The 24860-nt window shown below is 36.8% G+C and carries 19 protein-coding genes; 3 read left to right on the top strand and 16 right to left on the bottom strand.

The features are described from left to right. Positions 1–20: 20 nt before the first annotated feature. The 3 genes from GHD00_RS13235 to GHD00_RS13225 form a co-directional block, all read right to left on the bottom strand. Entirely contained in the window at positions 21–671 is a 651-nt protein-coding gene (locus GHD00_RS13235; protein ID WP_163538655.1) for a ThuA domain-containing protein, read from the bottom strand. A 16-nt stretch (positions 672–687) separates the two neighbouring features. Then, positions 688–2274 carry a glycoside hydrolase family 43 protein gene (locus tag GHD00_RS13230; protein WP_163538654.1) on the bottom strand — a complete coding sequence of 529 codons (1587 nt, stop codon included), beginning with the start codon at positions 2272–2274 and terminating at the stop codon, positions 688–690. Between the two features lie 333 nt (positions 2275–2607). Continuing rightward, positions 2608–4539 (bottom strand): glycoside hydrolase family 127 protein, encoded by a 1932-nt coding sequence (locus tag GHD00_RS13225; RefSeq protein ID WP_240468702.1) that lies wholly within the window; start codon positions 4537–4539, stop codon positions 2608–2610. Positions 4540–4715: 176 nt separating this feature from the next. Between GHD00_RS13225 and GHD00_RS13220 the strand changes: the two genes are divergently transcribed. Next, positions 4716–5606 (top strand): helix-turn-helix domain-containing protein, encoded by an 891-nt coding sequence (locus tag GHD00_RS13220; protein WP_163538652.1) that lies wholly within the window; start codon positions 4716–4718, stop codon positions 5604–5606. A 234-nt stretch (positions 5607–5840) separates the two neighbouring features. Next, entirely contained in the window at positions 5841–6476 is a 636-nt protein-coding gene (trhA, locus tag GHD00_RS13215; RefSeq protein WP_163538651.1) for a PAQR family membrane homeostasis protein TrhA, read from the top strand. A gap of 46 nt (positions 6477–6522) precedes the next feature. Here the strand turns inward: trhA and GHD00_RS13210 are convergent, their stop codons facing one another. The 13 genes from GHD00_RS13210 to GHD00_RS13150 form a co-directional block, all read right to left on the bottom strand. Continuing rightward, a complete protein-coding gene (locus tag GHD00_RS13210) occupies positions 6523–8523 on the bottom strand; it encodes a glycoside hydrolase family 65 (RefSeq protein ID WP_163538650.1) in 2001 nt (666 codons plus the stop codon). Then, complete coding sequence (locus GHD00_RS13205; RefSeq protein ID WP_163538649.1) at positions 8501–9412, bottom strand: glycoside hydrolase family 43 protein; 912 nt, start codon at positions 9410–9412, stop codon at positions 8501–8503. The genes GHD00_RS13210 and GHD00_RS13205 overlap by 23 nt, the downstream gene beginning before the upstream one ends. 17 nt (positions 9413–9429) lie before the next feature. Continuing rightward, entirely contained in the window at positions 9430–11043 is a 1614-nt protein-coding gene (locus GHD00_RS13200) for a response regulator transcription factor (RefSeq protein ID WP_163538648.1), read from the bottom strand. Next, complete coding sequence (locus GHD00_RS13195) at positions 11040–12848, bottom strand: sensor histidine kinase (protein ID WP_163538647.1); 1809 nt, start codon at positions 12846–12848, stop codon at positions 11040–11042. Before GHD00_RS13195 ends, GHD00_RS13200 begins: the two co-directional genes overlap by 4 nt. A gap of 162 nt (positions 12849–13010) precedes the next feature. After that, the gene (locus tag GHD00_RS13190; protein WP_163538646.1) at positions 13011–13853 is read right to left on the bottom strand and encodes a carbohydrate ABC transporter permease; all 843 of its coding nucleotides are present in this window, start codon (positions 13851–13853) and stop codon (positions 13011–13013) included. Then, entirely contained in the window at positions 13853–14767 is a 915-nt protein-coding gene (locus GHD00_RS13185) for a carbohydrate ABC transporter permease (RefSeq protein ID WP_163538676.1), read from the bottom strand. The genes GHD00_RS13190 and GHD00_RS13185 overlap by 1 nt, the downstream gene beginning before the upstream one ends. Positions 14768–14879: 112 nt before the next feature. Continuing rightward, positions 14880–16223 (bottom strand): ABC transporter substrate-binding protein, encoded by a 1344-nt coding sequence (locus tag GHD00_RS13180; RefSeq protein WP_163538645.1) that lies wholly within the window; start codon positions 16221–16223, stop codon positions 14880–14882. Between the two features lie 701 nt (positions 16224–16924). Further along, entirely contained in the window at positions 16925–18805 is a 1881-nt protein-coding gene (locus GHD00_RS13175) for a choice-of-anchor I family protein (protein WP_163538644.1), read from the bottom strand. Between the two features lie 123 nt (positions 18806–18928). After that, positions 18929–19243 (bottom strand): DMT family transporter, encoded by a 315-nt coding sequence (locus GHD00_RS13170; protein ID WP_163538643.1) that lies wholly within the window; start codon positions 19241–19243, stop codon positions 18929–18931. Continuing rightward, positions 19243–19584 carry a DMT family transporter gene (locus GHD00_RS13165; RefSeq protein WP_163538642.1) on the bottom strand — a complete coding sequence of 114 codons (342 nt, stop codon included), beginning with the start codon at positions 19582–19584 and terminating at the stop codon, positions 19243–19245. Before GHD00_RS13165 ends, GHD00_RS13170 begins: the two co-directional genes overlap by 1 nt. A 154-nt stretch (positions 19585–19738) precedes the next feature. Next, positions 19739–21289 (bottom strand): Na+/H+ antiporter NhaC family protein, encoded by a 1551-nt coding sequence (locus tag GHD00_RS13160; protein WP_163538641.1) that lies wholly within the window; start codon positions 21287–21289, stop codon positions 19739–19741. Positions 21290–21663: 374 nt separating this feature from the next. Then, positions 21664–22797 carry a Gfo/Idh/MocA family protein gene (locus tag GHD00_RS13155; RefSeq protein WP_163538640.1) on the bottom strand — a complete coding sequence of 378 codons (1134 nt, stop codon included), beginning with the start codon at positions 22795–22797 and terminating at the stop codon, positions 21664–21666. Between the two features lie 55 nt (positions 22798–22852). Then, a complete protein-coding gene (locus GHD00_RS13150; protein WP_163538639.1) occupies positions 22853–24004 on the bottom strand; it encodes a Gfo/Idh/MocA family protein in 1152 nt (383 codons plus the stop codon). A 380-nt stretch (positions 24005–24384) separates the two neighbouring features. Between GHD00_RS13150 and GHD00_RS13145 the strand changes: the two genes are divergently transcribed. Then, positions 24385–24843: a YndM family protein gene (locus tag GHD00_RS13145; protein WP_163538638.1), complete on the top strand. Its 459-nt coding sequence runs from the start codon at positions 24385–24387 to the stop codon at positions 24841–24843. Positions 24844–24860: the final 17 nt, after the last annotated feature.

Below are 24860 nucleotides of genomic sequence, written 5' to 3'. Positions count from 1 at the left end.
TCATTTTGTTAGTACATACTTTATCTACTTGCCCAAGTCATTCCATTTCTCATCAGCTTGGTTACTTCTGGCATCCGGACAATTTCTGCTACATGTCCTAAACCGCAATAATAGACTTTCCCCTTTCCCCATTTCTTGGTCCAAACGACTGGCATGTCCACTTCTCCATTCGTTTCATATGGCCCTTCTGCAACAGGGAATCGTGTCGTCACATGTACATTTACGGCAGGATCAACATGCATATAATATTGCTCAGAAACCACTTTAAAATCTTCCATTCCCTCTGTTAACGGATGATCTGGGTCTACAATATGAACATGATAGGGGACTCCATCATTTCCTGGGTGTGCAACCCATTGACCTCCTACCATAAATTGATACTCTACCTCCCAACGAAAGGAATCACCCATACCTCCATGTAAACCTGCTAGTCCTGTTCCTTTTTCCACAGCTTCTAACAATGGCTGTAATTGTTCTTGCTCAATTTTTCCTTGTGTCCAATTAGGTACAATTAAGTCATACTCTGTAAGATCATCCTCTGCAAGCGTATTTAAAGTATCGGTAATTTTTACTTGGAAGTTTTCTTCTTCCAATATACCAGCAAGAATGTTGGCAACTTCCTCTGGTTCATGCCCTTGCCAACCACCTTGAAAAATCAGCGCTTTCTTCATGTTTATGCTCCTTCCTTTATTTGTTATCCTTTATCTTTTTATATCGAAAGTAATCAAAATCAGCATGCTTTCGCTGCCCACTTAAATCTTGTGCACTCATCCCGACAAATGTACCAGTAAAACGAATTAAATCAGCATCATCATCTGACAGATGCCCAATATCTATTTCTTCGCCAATACGATGCCAATCTCCTGCATTGGTTCCATAATAAAATTGTAAGATATGACGGTCTATAACCGCTTTCAAAAAAACTACATACTCATCAGGTAACGCAATATCTTTTTCTAACAACTCATCGTATTCTCCATACTTCGTTTCGATGATTCCAATACATTTTCCTATTTCTTCATGATGAGTCACCCTTAAGTAAACATGATCCTCTGTATCATAGTAGATCATAAGACCAGCCATTTGTTGAAAGTGTTCCGGTTCAAATTGGATAGCTGTCTCTAATTCCACATGAAAATCTTCTAACCTTCTCATGATCATACTTTGCTGATGTCCAGAAGCCATTGATTCTTCCCCATATAAACGAAGATACCCTGGCCAATCTGTTAACGAATACCAATTTCCGTCTAATGTTCGACGTAGGGCATTCCAATACCTGGCTAATTGATTTCCATTGAAATCATCTTTTTCCTTGTTGTCTTGAATATGAAATACTGGTAAATCTGGTGCTTCTACTTCAAACTGAGGGTTTGGTCCACCTTCAATACGGATCCAATCATCCTCTGTCCAATAACACTTTTGTATTGCCGTTTCTCGCCCTAGAATACACTTATCATCAACCACCGGTCTCCCACACAAATGAGCCATATACCACTCTCCATTTTGGGTTTCCACTAGACTTCCATGACCAGCTTTTTGCAATTGATCAGACTTTTTAGATTGATCTGATGTTAGTATGGGATTCGTTGGATCTACTTCGTAGGGACCAAACAAAGAGGTAGATCGAGCCATCGTTGCAGCATGGTTATACTCTGTACCTCCTTCAGCAGTTAATAGATAATAGTAGCCATTTCTCTTATAAAGATGCGGTGCCTCGGTTAATCCTAGCTCGGTTCCTTTAAAAATATTTCGAATGGGACCTACCAGCTTTTTTTCTTCCTCTGAATATTCTTGTAATGCAATACCAGCGAAGGAATGATTACCCTTTCGATGATCCCAAATCATATTGACTAGCCATTTTTCTCCATCATCATCATGAAAAAGAGAAGGATCAAAACCGCTGCTATTTAAATAAATTGGTTCACTCCAAGGTCCTTCTATATCATCAGCAGTTACAAGGTAGTTGTGTGTATCTTTAAAGGCTCCTTTTCTACTTTTAACATCTGTATAGATCAGATAAAACTTTCCGTTTGAATAAGATAAACATGGTGCCCATACTCCGCCAGAATTTGGATTCCCTATCATATTTAATTGTGAAGATCTAGTTAGAGGATAAGTTAGTAACTCCCAGTTTACTAGATCTTTAGAATGATAGATTTGTACACCTGGAAACCATTCAAAAGTTGACACTGCAATATAATAATCATTTTTCACTCGTAAAATCGATGGGTCTGGATGATACCCCGATAATATCGGATTTTGAATCTTTGTCATCATGACACTCCTTTTTAACAACAACTAATAGCGATTTATAAAGTGAGACTTCCATCAGTGGGGGGTTGTTCATCCCCACTGATGGTTAGCGAAACTTATCAGGGTGCTAGCGTCCGTTATCCCCGACTTCTACTTTTTTCATAATTCTAAGTCTTGAAGTGGGGGTCTTACAGACGATTGTTCACCGTGATAAAACCCTTAACTAAGTTCATCCTTTAAACAAACTTAGCAAAAAAAGACATATACTAGCCCAGTAAGTTAATCCTATAGGCATTATATGTCTTTTAAAGATCCTCTGTCAATTAATTAAGAAAGCGTTTTAAAATTAAAACATTATTTCTCACGAATCCATACCATCATTTCATTTTCACCACGATTACACCATGCATAATAAGGTATCGCTTTTATTTTTATGTCTTTTTCAGGATAAGAATCTGTTGCATATAAACTATTTTCTATTTTAGATAAATCAGTCTTGACTGCTTTGCCATGAATCGCGGATACTCCATTTAATAGTGTTTCATCAAATAGAACATCGAATGTCTGTGATGCAGGTAACTGAATGGCGTGTAAGTTACGACCATTATCTACTTCTTCTATACAATAAACAAGCGGGCCTCTTTGCAGAGCTACTTTCCCTGCATTTTCTCTCACTTCCGGATGCGCACGAACTACTTCTACAGGCATATCTAGACGTAACTGAATCTGATCTCCATCTTTCCATTTTCTGTTTATTTTTGCATATCCTTTTTCTACTTGATAAGAAACTTTCTCTCCATTCACTGTAATAGCAGCTTGTTTACACCATCCTGGAATTCTTGTTGCAAACATAAAAGTTGTTGCATTTTTCAAGGAAACAGTGAATTGAACCTCTCCATCCCATGGGTAATTTGATGTTTGCGTTAATTGCACTTCCTCTGAGTCGATAGAAAAAGAGGTCTCTCCACCAATAAAGAGATGGACATAAATTTCTGACTCATTCGCTGAGTAAATATATTGGCCAAGAGAAGCTAGTAACCTTGCGATATTTGGCGGACAGCATGCACAACCAAACCATTGTTGTCTAGTAGGTTTTACTGTTTTCATATCATGACGATAATTAGCGGTATGAGGCCAAACTTCTAATGGATTTACATAAAAGTAGCCTTTTCCATCTAATGAAATCCCACTAAGTGCTCCATTATATAATGCTCGTTCTAACACATCCGTATACTGGCTGTCTCCTTCTACCTGTACCATACGATGTGCCCACATAATTAAGGCAATAGCAGCACATGTTTCTGTATAAGCCCTGTCATTTGGCAAATCATAATCAACAGTAAATCGTTCTTCATGTGCAGAAGACCCTATACCGCCAGTTACATACATTCGCTTATTCACTGTATTTTCCCATAACGTCTTACACACTTCTAATAGCTCATCATCTTGTAATTCACTCGCTAAATCTATCATTCCACTATAAAGATATGTCGCTCGTACGGCATGACCTTCTACTGTTTTTTGTTCTCGCACAGGTAAATGGGCTTGATAATAATCATACTCTCGGTCATCCGATCGCTTTGGGCCACCACGATCTTCTAACTCTAGATCATAGTAATGAACCGGGTTACGCTTCCCTCTTTCTTCAATAAAGAATTGACATAAATTCATATATTTAGATTCACCAGTAACCTTATACAACTTCATTAAGGCTAATTCAATCTCTGGATGACCTGGATATCCTCGTTTTTTCCCTTGCTTGTCTCCTAAAACAGTTTGAATATGATCCACTAAACGGCTAACCACATCTATAATACGCTTTTTCCCTGTTGCTTCATAATAAGCTACGGCTGCTTCAATTAAATGTCCTGCACAATATAACTCATGATCATTTTTTAAATTCGTCCATTTTTGATCAGGATGATTCACAGAAAAATAGGTATTTAAATAACCATCATTTTCTTGTGCTTCTTCAATTAAAGCGACCACATCATCAAATATTTTTTCCCACTTTTCATCTCGTTGATTGGCTAGCGAATAAGCAACCGTTTCCATCCACTTATATAAATCACTATCTTGAAAAACCATTCCATAATGTGTTCCACTAGATTTGCCTGCTGCAATCTCAAAATTTTGAATCGTACGGCTCGGTTCAGCTCCAGGAATACGATCATTAAGTGCATCCCATTGATATGGAATAATGGCCTCTTTCACAAGTTTTTGCCATGGATTCCAAAAGGCATCATCTAACTTCACATTTTTTAAGTTAATTGGTCTCATTTTCATAAAATGATCCTTTACTTGTGTCACTTATCGTCACTCCTTTAGATAACTATTTTGTAAATTGTAACAACTTATACATTTCATGTAAGTAGTCTTGTATGGATAAATAGTGGACTTTTTTGACCAATCAAAAAATTATTATATAATGAATCCTAGATGTAACATGAAAGGATAATAGAATGGAATATTTAAAAATAAATGTCAGCAAACCACTCCATTATGTGTCAGGTGGACTATTTGTCACGGATGAGCCATGGAAACACGAAAAAAGAACGATTGATAGTTATGAAATGATCATCGGGGTGAACGAGGTCTTATATATACAACAAGATGGGATACAATATAATGTAAAGCCAGGAGAGGTTTTGATTCTTATTCCACATATATCTCACAGTGGTTGTCGGATTTGCAACAAACATGTTTCTTTTTATTGGTTTCATTTTTTATGTCCTTCGTTAAAAGTTAGCGATGAGCTAGATGAAGACACAATCATTAACATTCGTACAAATCCTGAAACCAGCCATATTATGAATGATATCTATTTTCCTAAGTACGCTTCTCCTATCGCCATTCAACGACTGAATATTTTGGCTAATCAATTAATAGATGTGGACAATTCCAATTATTATACAAGGATGAGTATGAATTATTTATTGACGTCAATGCTTATTGAATTATCAGAACAGACATTATCCCCTCATCATGCTTCGAGTGACCTATCTCAAGATAGGGACATGAATTTAAATCAAATCCTCGAATGGTCAAGGATTAACGCTTTTGAAGGAATTTCCTTATCAGACGTTGCTGAAAAATTTAGTTATAATAAAGACTATTTATCTCGTTTCTTTAAAAAGAAAACCGGTAAAACATTGCAGTCCTATTTACATAAACTGCGCATTACCAAAGCAAAAGATTTGTTAGTTGGTACAAGATCACCGATTAAAGTCATATCTAATAGGGTGGGAATAGAAGATGAGAAATATTTCATGAGATTGTTTAAAAAATATGAAAAAATGACACCGACCGAATACCGAAAAGCATACGCTAAAACACACTTAAATAGGAAATAATAAATTTTACCAATACCATATATCGACCAATTTCTTGCAATCATCATACAGCAGATTCATAATAAAGGTACATGATGTCATAAAGTGAGACTTTTCATCAGTGGGGGTTTTGGTTAGCGAAACTTATCAGGGTGCTAGCGTCCGTTAACTCCATTCTTCTTTCATTATTCTAAATCTTGAAGGGGAATCTTACGGACGATTGTTCACCGTGATAAAAGAAAGGAAGCGAAAATTTTGGGGACAACACATGAATTTTCACTAAGAGAAGAAATTGCAAACTCTGTGACTCATGGAATTGGGCTTGCATTAAGTATTGTCGGTTTAGTTGTACTTATTGTCCAATCTTCTATGGAAGGATCTATATGGCATATTGTTAGCTACACGCTTTTTGGAGTTACCATGTTACTTTTATATACATGTTCAACCGTACTGCACAGTTTACCAAAAGGAAAAGCAAAAAATTTATTTGAGATACTGGATCACTCTTCCATATACTTTTTTATTGCGGGTACGTATACCCCCTTCCTATTTATAATTATTCGGGGCTGGGAAGGCTGGACACTTTTTGGTGTTGTTTGGGGATTAGCTGTTGTTGGGACTATTTTCAAAGCTTTTTTCGTCAAAAAGTTTGTTGTGTTTTCAACATTACTATATGTTTTGATGGGATGGCTCATCGTCTTCACATGGAAGCCCTTAGTTGCCAATTTACATCCAACTGGAGTATTACTTTTAGTTATTGGAGGACTTCTATATACCGTAGGGGCTGTGTTTTATGTTTGGCGCGGTTTTAAATACCACCATGCCATCTGGCATCTGTTTGTACTTGCAGGAACCGGAGCACACTATTTTAGTGTATTGCTATATGTATAATAGATGAAAGAAGGAGGCTCTCTCAAGAGACCTCCTTTCATCATTTTTAAAACCCTTCAGCTTCTACCTTCCATTTCCCATTATCAGGGAATCCCCATTTACTAGCCATCATGGCAACCGTTGTAAGCAATCCGCCGTTACCTGGCAAATAAGCAGTTAGGGCATCATGCTGATAATTATGACCGTTCACTAAATAGGTATTTTTCACTTGATCCATTAATAGAAAATCGATTGCGAGATCAGATTCGCCTAATCTTGCCGCAGTCATCGCACACATAGGAAAATCCCATCCCCATGCTGTATCCCATTTCCACTTATCCTTGACCTTTTTCAATGTTTGAAGCATCATTTCTGAATCAATTAAATGTCCAGGTAAAATACCGAGTGCTGCAACCATAGATGGATGATCATGATTTTTTTCTGTGAAAGTATCCGAACAGTCAGCATGAGAAAGGTATATACCATTTTCATGAGGTGGCTCGACCATTTGGTCACGAACTTCTACCCATGATTTAGGAACATCTTCTCCTAAACGCTCCATCCAATCTATAGCAACCTGTAAGCCATAATGCCAATACTCGACCTCGTAAGGAGGATTCACACTATCTTCCATCAAATGACATTCTTGTGCTGGAATAAGTGGCGGGCCTAATACATATGCTTTTTCATTTTCATCAAAATGTGCATAGGACACCATAAATTCCGCTGATTCAAATACGATATCCTTATACTTTTTTAACGTTTGTTCATTTGGACTAGCCTGATAGCACAACTCTGCTAATGCAATTGGATGCGGCTGTTGCCATATTAAACCTGGTGCAATTGGTGATGGCGTTTGGTTCCCCTCTCTGGCAACCATCTTGGGCCAGCGTGCTCCTTGGTATCCTTGAGATTCAGCAAGCTTGATGGCCTTAGGTAGTATGGAAACATACCAATCCATACTTCTTTCTAGTAAATGCGCACGGCCCCATAATGGGAAATGAGCTGCATGCCACCAATGCATCTCTAAATGAAATTTCCCAAACCAACTATTATACATAAATCCTGTTTCCTGTGGCGGTATCGAACCGGCACTGTGTACTGCTGTAAGATACTGTGATAAGATCACGCGTCGTTCTAATTCTTCAGCACATGGGTCACTGCTACCTTCAAACGATACAAAGGCACCTCTTTGCCAGAAATCTCGCCAATAAGCTTCACTTGAATCAAAAACAGACTGTGTAGATTGTACTTTTTCTACTTTTGGCGCAAAGGCAGCTGTTAAGGCAAAGGAACCTGCATCATCCTTTTCCGGTTTCACCTTTACGACATGTGTATCTTTCTTCTCCACTGTCCCATTACTCCAAACCAATCCTACTTGATAAGTGGTATCATCCAATGTTCGTTCGATTAAAATCGAATCATCTGATTGATCCTTTATCTCTGTTAAGTGCCCTTCATCTTCCCACGATAATTTCGTCGCTTGTTCCCATTTTCGATCAGCCACATGGGGGCTTGGAAAGGCTAATTCAATTTCCATTCGTCCCTCTTCTATCAACGGAGATTTTACTGATACGGCAAGTACGTCTGCATCTGATGCACAGACAGTGCTAACGATAACAGGTGCGCCATCGACATCGAATTCGCTCTCTATAACGCCCGACCAAAGCAGTAATTGCTGCCGAATCGGTCGTATTTTTTCAAAAGAAATGGCTTGGTTATTTTTATCATAAAATTGGAATCCTAATTGACCTAATTGCAAGCGGTGTGGATTTTGTCTAAGCCAGTGATAGGTTTCTTCCCTGTCTTCTGGAAATAATGGATATGGTACTCCATTAAATATCTGCATCGATACATCCTCAAGGGTATACCGATCAATCCCTCCAGATGCATGCCACCCCCAATTCGACTGGGTGCTGAGTGGTGCAACATAGGCATCTGGAAAGGTTTGTAATCCAGTAAAATCAACAGAAAAGCCAAAATCACCATTCCCTATTGATAGCGGTGCTCTTGGCTCTAATTCCGTAATCACTGGTGAATGTTTATCAACTATTGGTTTTCGATTCATGACTGTCTCTCCTCTTTATAACGCCACCCGTTTCTTCCATTTCAATAAAGATTGGACGTTCATTTGGAGTCTTGTTTGGAGAATGAAGGGTTAGCATTAAGTTGTTTTCTAAATTTTTGAATAACATTCCATGTCCGCCATCACTAGAAAACAAAGGCTCTTTATCATGTGTCCAAGGACCTGTCACTTCACCTGTGGTGGAACGTGATATTCCTTGGGCATAAACATTGTCAACAAAGCTTGCCCACAGCATGAGAAGCTCGCCATTTTCTGCTCGATATACATATGGACCATCTGTGACATAATTTTCTTGTGTGTTTCGTTTTTTGTGTTTAAATGACGTTGGCCATGGGGCTTCGGATGCAGAGAATAAGGTGATAGGTTCACCAATTGTCTTTTTTAAATCTTCACTTAGTTGTTGGGCGCAAATTTCACCATCTCCTACTTGTACCCATTCGTGACAGAAAACCATCCATGGCTTCCCTTCATCATCAATATGTAAAGTCCCATCTAATGAGTACCAATCCTTAGGGGTCACAGGCCCTTCACTATGAGGTTGGAATGGACCTGTTAAGCTATCTGATTTTAAGATGGCTGTTCCGCGTTTGCCATTGTCTTTACGTAAGAATGTGGCAAACATGTAATACATCCCTTTATATTGATGCACTTCAGGTGCCCAAAAGTTTTCGTCAGAATAAAAATGATTGTCTGGTCTGAAAACCGGATATGGACCGTCCCAATTTTCTAAGTCATCTCCTATATAGACATCAAAGCCTGTTCCTTTTCCCCATATATTCTTATCTGTACTTCCGAATAGATAATATTTTCCTTCCTCTTGGTCGACATAAACAAATGGATCACGAATTTGGACTTCTTGATTTGTTTTCATCGCAGTCTCGCTCCTTTTTAAAAATACTCAGACGGGCTTACACCCGTTATAGCTTTAAATACTTGACTAAAATAAGTGGAATTCTGGTAACCTACCATATCGCTTACTTCATAGACCATATAATTTTTTTCTCGTAACAACTCTTTTGCTTTTTTGATTCTGTAATGATTTAAATAGGTAACAAATGACTCACCGGTTACCTTCTTAAAAAGTTGGGATAAATAATTACGATTCACATACAATGAGTCTGCAATTTCGGCAAGGGTAATTTCCTCATCATAATAATCGCGAACATATTCTTTTACACGTTCCACTAGTTTACTAGTTTTCTGGCCAGACAAAGACTGCTGAACTTGTTCTATCCACTCTTGAATTTGGTCTGTCACCCAGTCTAATAATTCTTTCGTGGTTGGTTGCTCGTAAACTTCCATTATTTTAGAAGATTTTTTAACTGGTTGATTATCAACGTGGTCAAAGGAATGATCTTCCATCATTAAGGTACTCAAGATATTAATAGAAATGGTCTGAACCATATAAAAAGGAGATTGTTTCTCCTCTAAACCGTTTACAAATTCACGCCAAATCGATAGCAGCGCTTCATATTCTTTATCTGCTATCGCTCGATGGATTTCTTTAATGGTTTCAAAGGGATAAATATAGGCATCATTTGCATTTTGCTCTTTTACCTCTTCATACCGATAAATTTTATTCCATTCTTCATATTCTGCAACTTCTAAAGATCGCATGCTTTCCTCATAAGCATCCATCATTTGGTGGATGCCGTCCTTTGCATTACTAACCCCCATCATTAGGGATACTTTTAAATAATATAAAACATTATCCATCATTTGTTGCGCTAATTGATCATTTAACTGTTCTAAATAAATACGATTATTTGGTTGAAAACATATAAGAATATAACTACTATCAGAATAATCCAGCAAATGTGTTGTAAAGTGATGCTCAGCTGCAAATGCCTCTATTGTTTCCAATAAAATATTACCGACACTAAATTTCATTAACTGCCAATCTCGCTCATGAGCTTTTGTTAAATACGGTGGACGATTAATCGTGATCGTGGTAACCGTTAATGGAGAATCTTGTTCCAAATCTAGCATTTCTAGCTTTTCGGATGGAAGATCATTCGAACTTAAACGATTCATTAACATGTTTCGTATCAAAGCATCTTTTCTATAAGCTAAATAAGATGGTTTTTGCTCTTGATAAGTTTTGAGGATCGTCTTTTGTTTCTCTTCCGCCTCTATTTCTTGCAACACTTCTTGCAGTACCGTTTCAATTTCTGAAACCGGTGATGGTTTTAGAAAAAAGTGCTTTACCCCAAATCGAATCGCCTTTCTTGCGTTATCGAAGTGGTTATAACCACTATGGATAATAATTCGAATATCTGGGTATTCTTCCGTAACTTTCTGGATTAATGTTAATCCATCCATTTCTGGCATATAAATATCCGTAATAATAAGATCGGGTTGCTGATCTTTTATTTTTTCTAAAGCTTGCTGCCCATCACTTGCTGTGTCATAAACTTGAAGGCCTAACTGTTCCCAACGGACATGCTTGGTTAGTCCATCTCGAACAGATTGATCATCGTCGATAATTAAGATCGATTTCATGATATATCCCCCGTCTCCGATCTATCTGTCTCGGAATTGCCCATCCTTGGTTCTTCCTTGATTACTGGAAGTGTAATTTGTACACAAACTCCTTGTTTATAATGGTTTTGGATGACTACATCGAAATCCTGCCCACAATACATCCAAATCCGTTCTCTTACATTTTTTATTCCGATTCCAGTAGCTTGATCATAACTCCAATCTTCCGGTAGACCAATTCCATCATCTATAATCGTTATTTGTAAGGCATGATCTTCTTCTAGTAATATGGCATTCACCTGAATATTCATCTGTTTAGTCTCAGGCAAATGATAGCCATGCTTCATACTATTTTCTATAAATGGCTGTAGTATAATTTTCGGGACATATAATTCTTTCATAGAAGCAGGAACTCGGACCCGATAATTAATTTTTTGATTCAAACGTTGTTTTTGTATATCGATAAAACACTTAGCATGCTCCAATTCGTCGCGTAACTGGATGAATTTCAATCCTCCACTTAATCCAATCCGTAACATTTTGCTCAGCTTATTAACCATTTCATCAACATTTGCTGCATCATGATCAAGAGATTTCCATTTAATCATATCTAATGTATTATAAAGGAAATGCGGCATGATTTGACTTTGTAATGCCCTCACTTCTGCTTCTCTTCGGTTTTTATTTTCTCTATCTACTCTCTTAATTAAATCAGACAATTCAGTAGTCATTTGATTAAAATTTTTAGCCAATATGTCATATTCCTCTATATAATGTCTATTCATTTCTACGTCAAATTGTCCTTTTTCTACTTTTCTCATCCCTTGAACCATTTGACTAATAGGGGTCGTAATCCATTTACCAATTCCATACACAATAGGGATGGATAATATAAGAGCCACAAATCCGATAATTAAAACAAAAATCCCTAGCCCCTGCATATCTGCATATAGATCATCAACTGGTATGACTTGTACTAAGCGCCATTGTTCATAGTTAGGGTTAGAAATGAGTAATAAATAATACTCATTTCCAGAACGAATCAATTCGTGATGATTCGACAGCTGATCATATTCTGGTTTTAATCGTTCATACAATGCATTATCAGCTTGAGTGGTGATTTCATTAAGAATTGGGAATTCCTCTCTAGAATGCGTTTCCGCAATAATCCTTCCACCTGTATTTAACAATACAAAGGGTTCATTAATTTCTTCATATAAATCCGTTCCAACCAAATGGTCTATGAAAGTATCCGCTAATACATTTACTTTTAAATATCCTACTGTATCACTACGCTGATTGATAATTCGATGAACATAACTTATCATTTCTTGATTAGTTAATGTGCTAGTATGTCTCGGCACCCATCCATTATCTACAGATTCAATAAATGGAGAAAACCAATCCTTCTCTAATAGCCTAGATTCTGGCATAATGGGTTCATCATACAAATAAGGGTATTCCTCAAATCGATTGGTATAAAGCTCGATGGAATAAATTTCTTGCTTTAAAGTGGCAACATGATTGATAAGGTTCTTTAATTCATTTCGCTCCACCAATGCATCATAAGGGTCTGATTTGGATCCATCAAATATATCCATCACCGAACGATCTATGGCAATAAAAGTACCTGCCTCACTTATATTTGTGATAAAGCTGGAAAGTTTATTGGCACTTTCATTTAATAAGGAAAGCTCCGTTTCACTAATTTTTTCAGAGGTAAAATCGAAAAAATATTGGTACGATGCATAACTTACACCCGCAAGAAAAAGAGCATTAACAAATACGAAGCTAACTACCATGATAGTTTTTAATTTTCTTATCATTATGAAGCCCTCGTTTCCTGGCAAGTAATATTTATTTCATCTACCATACCTCTGGATCTCAAGACAAGCAACAGTCGTAGCTATTCTAGTTACTAACCGTTCTAACTTAACGTCCTTATAGAAAACGTAATGCTTCCTTGTAAAGTCTTAAAGGGCAACCCTTTATCCTTTAATACCTGTGGTTGCAATCCCTTCCACAATATATCTTTGAAAAATAAAGAATACAGTCGTTATTGGAATTAATGATAGTACAGACATGGCAAATACGGAACCCCAAGACGATTCCCCTTGAGAATCCAAGAATAAACGCAAACCAAGTGGTACGGTAAATTGATCAACTGTGTTCAAATAAAGAATTTGACTAAAGAAATCATCCCATGTCCAAATAAATGTAAAGATGGATGTCGTAATTAATACAGGTACTGCTAAGGGCATGATAATATGTGTATATACTCGTATAATCCCACACCCATCCATAATGGCGCTTTCATCTAACTCACGAGGTATCCCTCGGAAAAACTGTACCATTAGAAAAATAAAGAAAGCATCTGTTGCTAACACTTTAGGAACGGTTAGCGGCAGAATCGTATTCACCCAATCTAAATTGTGAAAGATTGTATATTGTGGAATTAATGTCGCATGTGCCGGTAGCATGATAGTCATCAGCATACAAGAAAACCAAAGCTTTTTCAAAGGAAATTGCAATCGTGCAAAGGCATAAGCTGCCATAGAACATGTGACAATGTTAGCCACTACACTAATGATACTAATCAAAAATGAATTTTGGAAAAATAGCCCAAAACTTACATCCCGTACAGTATTCCAACCATTAATATAATTCTCCAACGTCCACTCTTTAGACCAAATACTTGGCGAAGAGAAAATTAATTGTTCTGGTTTAAGTGAACTTGAAATCATCCATAGTACTGGATACAGCATTAATATACCGAACATAATAATGAAAAGGTGAGTAAATATTTTCCCAGTTGTTGAACGCTCATCCATTATAATTTCCCCCCGTCTTCATAATGCACCCAATATTTCGATGAGAAAAAGATACATAAGGTCATCGTTCCTAAAACAAACACTAATACCCAGGCCATTGCTGATGCATATCCCATCTCAAAATGAGTAAACCCTTTCTGATATAAGTAAAGAGTATAAAATAATGTTGAGTTAATTGGACCACCTGTACCTTCACTAATAATAAAAGCAGAAGTAAAGATTTGAATAGATTTAATTAATTCAATCACCAAATTAAAGAAAATTACCGGTGACAGTAATGGTAAAGTTACTCGAAAAAATGTTTGAATTTTAGTGCCACCGTCTACAGAGGCAGCTTCATATAGTTCTTTTGGAATTTGCTTTAAACCGGCTAGAAAAATAACCATGGAAGCACCAAATTGCCACGTTGCCAAGATAATAATCGTACCAAGTGCATAATCCGGATGAGAAATCCATCCTTGTCCTGAAACATTGAAATAAGCTAGTACTTGGTTTACTAAACCGTCAATTTCAAATAGATTTTTCCATAAAATAGCGATAGCTACACTTCCACCTAACAACGACGGTAGATAATAAGTCGTTCGATAAAATCCTACACCTAGCATTTTCTTATTTAATAATACGGCAACAAGCAAAGCTGCAATTAATTGAGTTGGCACTGCAATGAATACAAAGGTCAACGTTACCTTCGCTGATGCTACAAATCGCTTATCTTGAAACAACTCCTGATAATTAGCTAATCCAATCCATTCTGGAGTATTCAATAAATCGAAACGCGTAAAAGATAAATATAAAGAACTAATCATAGGCCCTAATATTAATCCTAAAAACCCTATTAACCAAGGTAATAGAAAAAAATAAGCCGTAATATATTGCTTACGTAATTCTTTCTTGGACCGCTTTTTCTGTACCATTGTCGGCTCAACGGCTGCTGAATGTTTCAATTGTCACCCCTCCTGCATAATCAAATGATGGCACAAAGTGACCCTAATACTAGTAGAGTCACTTTGTACAACTTGCTACCTATTACTCTTCATCTCTGTATTTTTCAATATTTTGAAGCAATTCGTCATAGTATGCTTCTGAAGCTTCATCCACTGTTTCTTGTTCAAAGTAGATCAGTTCTTCTGTTTCTTTAAATAGTTGCGTGTTTTCGTTATATCCAGGTAAGTTTGGAATATATGGTGCATCAGAAGTTTCATTTACTAAGTCTATATAAGCATATACTTGTTGATCTAATTCACTAGCTTGATCAATCAGATTTTTAACAACTTCTGAATTCACAGGAGCTCCACGATCATTTCCTAAGACCTCTGTTGCTTCTTTGTTATTCACAAAGAAATCTAAGAATTTAGCAACTTCTTCTGGATGTTCGGTCTCTGAATAGCCTGCAAAATATTGACTTGGTCTTAGTGATACACCATTTTTGCCAGTCTCAGAATTATAAGGATATGGATAGATTTCAAATTCATCCTCTGTCGCACCTGAGTAAGCTCCCAGTTGGTTACTTGCAATGGATTCTATTGCTACATCACGTTGTACAATTAATGACTGTTCTGGTGTTTGAGAAGCTGATACTTGTACTTCTGGAATCGCTGCACCACCACTATCCCTTAAATCCTTCCAAAGGTTGAACCAGTCTTTTACATCCTGAGCTTCAAATCCAATTTCGCCATCAAGATAAGTAAATTTGTCACGTTGAGCAAGAAAGACACCAAATCCATCTTCATTAAAATCTGCAGTACCATATGTGCCATCAAGGTTTTCTGTTAATTCTGGTGTAATGTCTTTGAAATCCTCCCATGTCCATTCCTTACTAGGCATTTGAACACCAGCTTCTTCAAATAACGTTTTATTTAATAAAATACCCCAAGCAGTTGTTCCTAACGTTACACCATAAAGGCTCCCATCAAATGTGGCAGAATCTAGCATACTTTGAGAATGTAAGCTTATGTCTAGCTCATTACCAACATAATCATCTAATGGCAAGATAACATCACGGTAAACGAAGTCATTTAAATTTCCACCAAACTGGATGATATCTGGTGCATTACCTGCTGCTAATTGTGTGTTTAATTTGTCAAAATACCCATCAAAACCAGAATACTCCGCTTTAATGGTAATATTTGGATTTTGCTCTTCATACATTTCTATCACTTCCAAGGTACGGTCATGTCTTTCTTGACCACCCCACCATGCTACCCGTAAAGTTATTGCATCTTCGTTTCCTTCTTCATTTGAACCTTCTGTTGTGTTTTCATTACCAGTGTTATCATCTGATGAAGCCTCTCCATTAGATGAATCTGAGCTGCATGCAATGACAACTGTCATCATAAAAGTAAGAATAAATAATAAGTAAAACTTCTTCATGTGCTTAATACCCCTTTCCTATTTGATAATTCTATTCTATATTGTAAGCCTTTACACATGAATAAAGAAAAGTAAGGGCTTACTTAAAATTTCTTAGGTTTCTTATATTAATTTTTTATAGTAAGAAAATGGATTATAGTAAATAAAGAAAAACTTGGCTTATCGCCAAGTCTGAATGGCGAAAGCCTTAGTTTTCTTATACTATGTACCATTCATTTTTTATTCCATAGTGGAACTGCACAAGTCCGAAGACCCCGGAAGAAGCGTTCTTTGCATCACGGGAGGCTGAGGCCGTGCCCGCGGAAAGCGAAGTATGTTGTCGGAGCGTATTCCAACACTATTTCCAAAGAAGAAAGGTAGGAAGCCTAAACAAAAGTTATGTCGTAGTTTATAGCTTTTGTGTACTATTTTTATGCTTTCTTCTCTTATAAAGAAAACTCGTCTATTGACGAGCCTTTGGCAAAGTTAGAGACGAAGCTGCCCTTATCTATCTTCCTAATCCTGGTATCTACGTCGAATTCACTTCATCTGTAACACGAGATAAAGAGAGACTTCCATCAGTGGATCCCCACTGATGCTTCTTTCATTATTCTAATTCTTGCAGTAGGAGGCTTACGGACGATTGTTCACCTTGATAAATGCTGATAGGGTAATAAAGAGCATTCCATTAATTATGGAATGCCCTCTGCTTATTATAAGATTTACTTCTTCTTTGTTAAAGCAGCACTTTTCTTTCCATATAGCACATACAACACCATGCCAATCACTATTATAACAAATCCTGCTAACATCCAGTTAAATAAGGTTGTAGCAGTATTTGGAAGTTCATTTTCTTCTGTAGAGTTTTCTGGCGTATCTTTGACTCCTTCTTTTTCTGTTGTTGATTGATCGTCTGCTGCATTGTTTAAGTCCGATGACTCTCCTAACTCGTAAGTTGCAATTGTTCCGCTAACCTCATGCGCTACTAGTAGTAATGGTTTACTTGTTGGGCTTTGGTCTGCGTTCACAAAAGTTAGCCCTTCTGGTGCTACATCTCCACTTTCCTTTGTCACATCAGTATCTAAATCAGTAAAAACTCGTGAAGAGAAGTAAGAGTCAAAAGATGGGTTTAAAGGGTCAGAAAGATTATAAACCATAATGCCGCCTTGTCGCTCTAAACCTATAAATGCATAGTCAGTACCATTAACATGACCAGTTGTTACACTTTCTGGCTCCACACCCTTATTATCACTTCTGGAGTCAAACGTATCTGCATCATTATCTGAGTTAAAATAAGTAGGTTCAAAAGAAGCCATTAATTCTTCAAATTCAGAACCACTATCATATACTTGTTCTAATGTATCTGCATTCCAAATAGAAAAGGAACGTCCTCCATAACTGTATACCGCTTCATACTTCCCTTCTTCCGTAACTGGATGTGATGTAGATGTTCCTAAGGCGCCTAACTGATCTTCATCAAACAAACCATTTTCAATCAGTTGATCCAACTCTTCTTGTGTATATCCATCGAATAAATCAGCGTTTAAATCATATTTATCTTCAGAAGCCAGGTCTTCGACTCCTGTTTCTTCTGAAAAACCATCCCAATCTTGTGCATCCCCTTCATTTGCAGTTAAAATGTAGTCTTGACCTTCGATATGAATAAACTTCATTCCATCTGGCTGATATGGAGAAAGAACAGGCCAATTACGAATATTGATTTCATCGTCATCATTGGAAGCATCTAACTTGTTCTGCTTCTTAGAGAAATCTTTATATCCTAAATTTTTAACTTTCGTAAACTCTTCCTTTTCAATATCTAGTTTTGCTATAGCATTCGACTCTTGTAATGCTACATATGCGAATTGGCTATTATCATCTATCACAATATACTCTGGCTCCAGATCTTCTGGATGCGTACTTTCAGCATGCACTTTGCGAATATTATCTTCTAAAATGTCTTCTGCAAAAGAAACCTTTTTTGCTGTTAAAGAAGTACCTTCTCCCACTCCATTCGACACATCAATAATACTTACAGAACCTTCAGGATTAACCGTATAGTCTTCATTTGGCTCCCCTTCATTTGCAACTAAAATTTTATTTCCATCTGGTGTAAAGGTCACCATATCCGGCAATGCTCCTACCAAAATGGATGTTATTACTTCTCCTTCAGTCGTCATTAATACAACACTTCCGGCTTCTATTTTAATTGGCGCAGGAATAGTTGCAGCAATATATCCCCCATCTGGATGAATGGCAACACTTGTTAAATCCCCAGCATCCACACCGAAATCACTCAAATGTATTTTCTCAACGAGAGGAATCTTTTCATTACCATTTTCTAAGCCAGACAAGTCCAAAATATCTAGTGTTTGATCTGCACCATTTACAGAAAAAGCATGATATGTATTTGAATCATACGCAACAATTTCCGTTCCACCTTCATCAATAGGTGTTTGACTATCAAATCTCCCCGCAAATTCTACTGACAAGCTAATTTCGTTCGTGGTGTAATAGGTCATTTCCTCAGATGCTAATGTCATAGTTGGATTACTAAATAAAAAGAAACATAACATGATAAAGACATAAATAATCCTGCTCACTTTATCCACTCCTATTATTTATAATATCTATAATAGTAACGAATGGATATTAATCTGCCATGTAGAGATAGTAAAATTTTTGTAAAAGATTTTTTTACCCATATTCATGTCATATACAAAAATTTAATCTATCAATTTTAAACCTGCTACAGCACTAATAATTAAAGCAATAAAACATATTCTTTTCCAATCTGTAGATTCTTGATAGAATAGCATTCCAACTATGGCACCACCTGCAGCACCAATTCCTGTCCAAATAGCGTATGCCGTCCCCATTGGTAAAGTTTCTAAAGCAATGGCTAATAAAATAAAACTTAATAAAAAACTACCTAACATCGATAATAGATGAATTATTTTTTTGGACACATGCCATTGATTAATCATCATCACACCAAACATTTCGAACAACCCTGCACCTATTAAGACAAACCACGCCATTATATCTCACGACCTTTTTTAAACTCTAAATCAGAAGTCCATTTCAATCCAATAATACCTATCAGCAGAATTCCAATTAGTATTAACTTGATATAACTTACAGGCTCTTTAAAAAATACAATTTCAGATAAAACCGTACCAGTAGTTCCAAGCCCAACAAAAACGGCATACACTGTGCCAACAGAAAGTTTTCTTCCTGCCATAATCAGATAATAGAAGCTAATAAAAATAGCTACCACTGTCCCTATCCAATCTAAGAAATGATCGGAATGCTTTAACCCAATTACCCACAACACTTCAAAAATTGCAGCTATAAATACTTTCAACCATTCTACATACAAAGCTCCTTTCCCCCTTCATGTATAAAAGCCTAAGAGATACGTATCCCCTAGGCTTAGAGTATTTATCCATTTAAAAAAGTTTAGCAACAATCTTACAAAAAAGTCAAACCATTTCCGTAAATGAGCGATGTCTGTCACCACCCGATGCTTTAAATTATGTGGACTTACTTTGGATCATTTTAATCAAGATCACCGTTACTGTTACCATAAACAAAGTGACGATTAACGATAATAGTACTTGACCTGTCAAACCGAATACCCAATAGCCCATTATAGAAGCAAAGGCACTAATGAAGGCATATGGTAGTTGTGTCATCACATGATCAATATGATTAGACCCTGCACCAGTAGAAGATAGAATCGACGTATCTGAAATTGGCGAACAATGATCTCCAAATACAGATCCTGCTAATACAGCTGCCATCGCAGGTAAAATTAATTCCACATCATATACTACAGCAATTTGTGCAGCAATTGGAAGCATAATACCGAACGTTCCCCAGGATGTCCCTGTTGCTAACGCCATAAAACCTGCCACAACAAATAGTAACAGTGCTAAATAATTTACATTAAAAGCAAGTTGCTCTACTAAAGAAGCCAAATAACCTCCTGTATCGATCACATCAATGATCGAACCAATCATCCATGCCAATATTAAAATATAAATAGCTGGAAGCATTGAAAGTGTCCCGTCCGTGATAACTTTCCATGAGGAAGTTTTCGCACCAGGTAGCATCACATACATAATAAAAGCAATCATTACGGATAATAATCCACCAATAAATAATGAAAAGTTAACATCTGTGTTCTCAAACATGGTTAAGATAGTTGCTTCTTGACCTGTTGCTGCATAACCAGTAATAAACATCGCTGAAACAGTGGTCAAAATAAGCACTAGAATAGGAATAAGCAAGTGATATATTTTGCCATATTTGTTTACCTGAGATGCTGTTTGGTCATCGCTTGCCATTTTTGGCTTATTCGGATCTAGTAATTCTCCTGTCTTTACAGCTCTTTTTTCATGTGTTTTCATAGATCCAATATCTATATTAAACATAACAACTAAAAAGACAAGTAACATAGCTGCAAATGCATACATATTAAATGGAACCATTTTAACAAAGGCTTCGAGTGGTTGAAACTCCGTAACTTCTAACGTAATAAATATTGATCCCAATGTTCCAATAATATAAGCTCCCCAGCTGGAAATTGGTGTTATGACGGTGATAGGTGCAGAAGTGGAATCAATAAAGTAGGCAAGCTTTGCACGTGATACTTTGTATCGATCCGTTACAGGTCTTGCAATCTGTCCAACCGCTAAACTATTAAAATAATCATCAATAAAAATAAACACACCTAACAAAGAGGGTATGAGTTGTGCACCACGGCGCGTTTTTACTTTTTGAATCGCCCATTCACCAAAGGCTTTACTTCCACCTGAAGCGGTCATTACAACCGTCATCATACCTAATAAAATTAAGAAAGCTAAAAGGTAGAGATTGCTGAGGTTCCAGCCATTTTCACCGTAAAATATATCTCGAAAAACAATCCATATCTGCTCCAATGTTGCCATCACTCTAAATTCGTGTATCAAAAGAGCACCGACCACAATACCCGTTCCGAGTGACAGCAATAGTTTCCTCGTCAAAAGAACAAGTATTAACATTAGCACAGCAGGGATTAAGGAATAAATTGTCCCTTCCATCTTTTCGTACCTCCAATATATGAAATAACTTCCATCAGTGGGGGATTCTTTATCACCCACTGATGGCTAGCGAAACTTATCAGAGTGCTAACGTCCGTCTCCCCACCTATACTTTTTTTATTATTCTAAGTCTTGAAGTGGAGATCTTCTGGACGATTGTTCACCGTGATAAAAGCTAATCACACAGAAAAACAGTAATAGAACACCTCCTATTACTGTTCCCCCAATAAAAACAACAGTATAAAATGCACTGAAATATTTTATCAGTTTTCTTTACAAAAGTCACCATAAAAATCGACAAAACCTGACAATAACCTGTATTGCCTTTCAAATATTTCGTATTCAAGCCAAAAAAAAAGAGAGGTACAGTCCTCTCAAACATGCTGCTCTATATATTGCTGCATTCTTTGATAATAATCGTCCGGATCGACAGGAATGCGAACTTCTTGTTTTGTCCAATCAGCTAAATAGATGGCATTAATCATTTCCACACTATGAAGTCCTTCTTCACCTGGTGCGATTAAAGAAATCCCATTTTGAATATGTTCCGCGAAATTTTCAAATATTGTAACATATTGATTACTGCTATCATCACCAAAATCGATCACTTTTTCTTTAAATTGATTTGGATCATTATGCATCCTTGTTATTTGATCATTTGCTATCGATTTACTCCATTCCTGCTCTTTATCTGCAAGTTTTCTTAAAACAATTTTTTCACTATCATGAACATAAATCTTCCCTTTATCTCCATGAACCTCTAAGTAGTCATAGCCAAAATAGTCATGCGTCTTTGTTGAAAATACCCCAGACATACCTGAATCATATGTAAACATGACTGTAGCATCATCATCCACTTCGATATCTCGCTGTGAAGCATATTTTAGATGAGCATACACAGAATCAGGCATACCAAACAGCCATTGAATAAGATCTATTTGGTGGGAGCCTTGATTGATGATAACACCTCCACCTTCGCCACTCCAAGTCGCTCTCCACTTGCTTTGATCATAATATGCTTGTGGTCTCCACACTGTGGACATCGTCCAAGACCAGCTTCGAATATTGCCAATCTCGCCATCTGCTAATAATTGGTTTAGCTTTTGATAGACGGGTTTCGCTCTTTGGTTAAAAAGGATAGCAAAGGTTACATTAGGTTTCGTTTTAGCCAATTCCAATAATGGTTTGACTTGCTTTGCATAAACACCCAATGGTTTTTCCACTAACACATGTACATCTTCTTCTAATGCTACTGCTGCAACCTCTGCATGATAATAATGAGGAACACAGATAATAACAGCATCCACTACCCTGCTTTTTAGCAAGTCATGATAATCTAGATAAAAATCAACATCCGAAAATTGATTTTCTACTTCTTGTTGTTTGACAGCAGATCTTGTAGCAATGGCTTTTAGCGTCATTCCTGCTACATCACCTTTACCAATCATTTCTGCATACTTTCTCCCTTGCATGCCGAATCCAATGATACCTACATTACATTCTTTCACCATATTCCCTCCAAGCATGACACATGTTTTGTATCCCTTTTCATATTAATGCTCTTTACTTTCCCTCTCCACCAACTGTGATCTTATTATCTGAAAAGTTTTCCACTGCTTTTTTCTTTTCATAGAAGTGTTTAGCATTGCGCAAAACACCTTCTCTTGTATAAAAACGACTATTTTTATTTAATGGCAAAGTGACCGTTTTATTTTCATTGGCCGATTCGTAAATTGCCGTTATCAACTCTAATGTTTGTCTTCCCTGTTCCCCGTCAATTAATACCTGTCTCTCATCTTTAATAGCTGTTAAGACATCTGAAATTTGCCCTGCATGCCCTTCAAACTCCAATTCACTTTGCTCATCATAAGCTTTTTGCAGTTTTTCCTCTAATGTCTGATCCGGTTTTGGAAAGCCGTTTTCTTGGGCTGACGAGGCTTTCACTTTCCAAGGAGCCGATACCCTTGCATTTTTCCCTTGAAAAATGAGCTGTTGTTCTTCTCCATGATGTACTACAGAACTGGTAATTTGTGCTAAACTCCCATTGTCATAACGACAAATAGCAACCGAAATATCTTCAACCTCCGCGTTATCATGAGATGTATTACTTGTCACAGCTGTCACTTCGCTTGGCATGCCATTCATCCATTGGAAAATATCAATATGATGAACGGCATGGTTTAACGTACAGCCGCCTCCTTCTTTTTCCCATGTTCCTCTCCACCATAAATCATAATAGCTATGACCACGCCACCAATAAGAGTCCACTTGAGTATGAACAATATCTCCCATTAGTTTTGTATCTAGAACGTGCTTTAATTTCATCATTGGATTCGTAAAACGATTTTGTGCTACAACGGAAAGCACTCTATTATTTCGTTTGGCCGCCTCATTCATTGCATCACATTCTGTTAAAGATGAAGCCATTGGTTTTTCAACTAACACATGTTTTCCAGCGTCTAGACAATCAACCGCAATATCTGCATGGGTATATGGAGGGGTACATACGGAAACTAAAGAAATATCGTCACGAGTTAATAATTCCTTATAGTCTGAGACAATATCAACATCTAACCCTAATTCTTCCACTTTTTGTTTTGCCTTCTCTGTATAAATATCACAAATTGCTGCAATGTTACATTTGTCAGGGAATTGTAAATATGCTTTTATATGAGCTGAAGAAATAGCTCCAGAACCAATAATAGCTACATTCATGCGATAAAATCTCCTCTCTTATTTTAAAATAGTTGTGATTATATCTAAAGGTAGTAGAATGTTCACTTCAAATTAAAACGTTTTCATAACTGGTGTGGTAGTATCTTAACATGTGAAGCCATAAAAAACAATAATACTTTATTAAAAATCAACTCATCAAAAAAGGTTTAACCTTTCCTTCATGATGTGAATATTTTGATATTTTTTACTAAAGATAAAGTTAACGATTGATATAAAGGAGATAACTGAAATGGACAAAAAAAGACTGAATTTAAGAAATGTACGAGCAAATACAAAAAGACAATTTCAAGCTACAAATAATTCTGAAACTTTAACTAGTCGTAAAAAGTCTTAAATTCTAAGGAAGGTTGAATGATGAAATGATTCATTGGAAAACATTAGGGATAAAATTTATCGTTACTGCCATAGTTGTCTATTCTATATTTGGAATTTTTTATAATGCTTCACTGATTAATTTATTTTGGACAAGCGTTGTCATTACAGGGGTATCGTATTTAATTGGCGATTTACTTATTTTTCGGAATTTTGGTAATACGGTCGCAACGATTGCTGATTTTCCACTAGCATTTTTCATGCTATGGGCGATCGCTGCATTTTTGTTTGGGAATAACCTTCAAATTATCGGCGTTTCTGCTTTCGCGGCATTTTTTCTAGCACTATGTGAACCATTTATTCATCAATACATCAAAGAGCATAGGACAACAGAAAATAACGTCACGGTTATATCTAAACAATACCAAACAGAATTCTCAGAAGAAATCGAACCAAAAAAAGAGCGTACCCAAAAGGACGATTTTGAGAAACATGATATGTGGTAATAACCGATTATCCGTTC

It is taken from the genome of Gracilibacillus sp. YIM 98692, from assembly GCF_010993965.1.
GTDB lineage: Bacteria > Bacillota > Bacilli > Bacillales > Amphibacillaceae > Gracilibacillus.
This window is presented reverse-complemented; position numbering and strand designations above follow the sequence as displayed.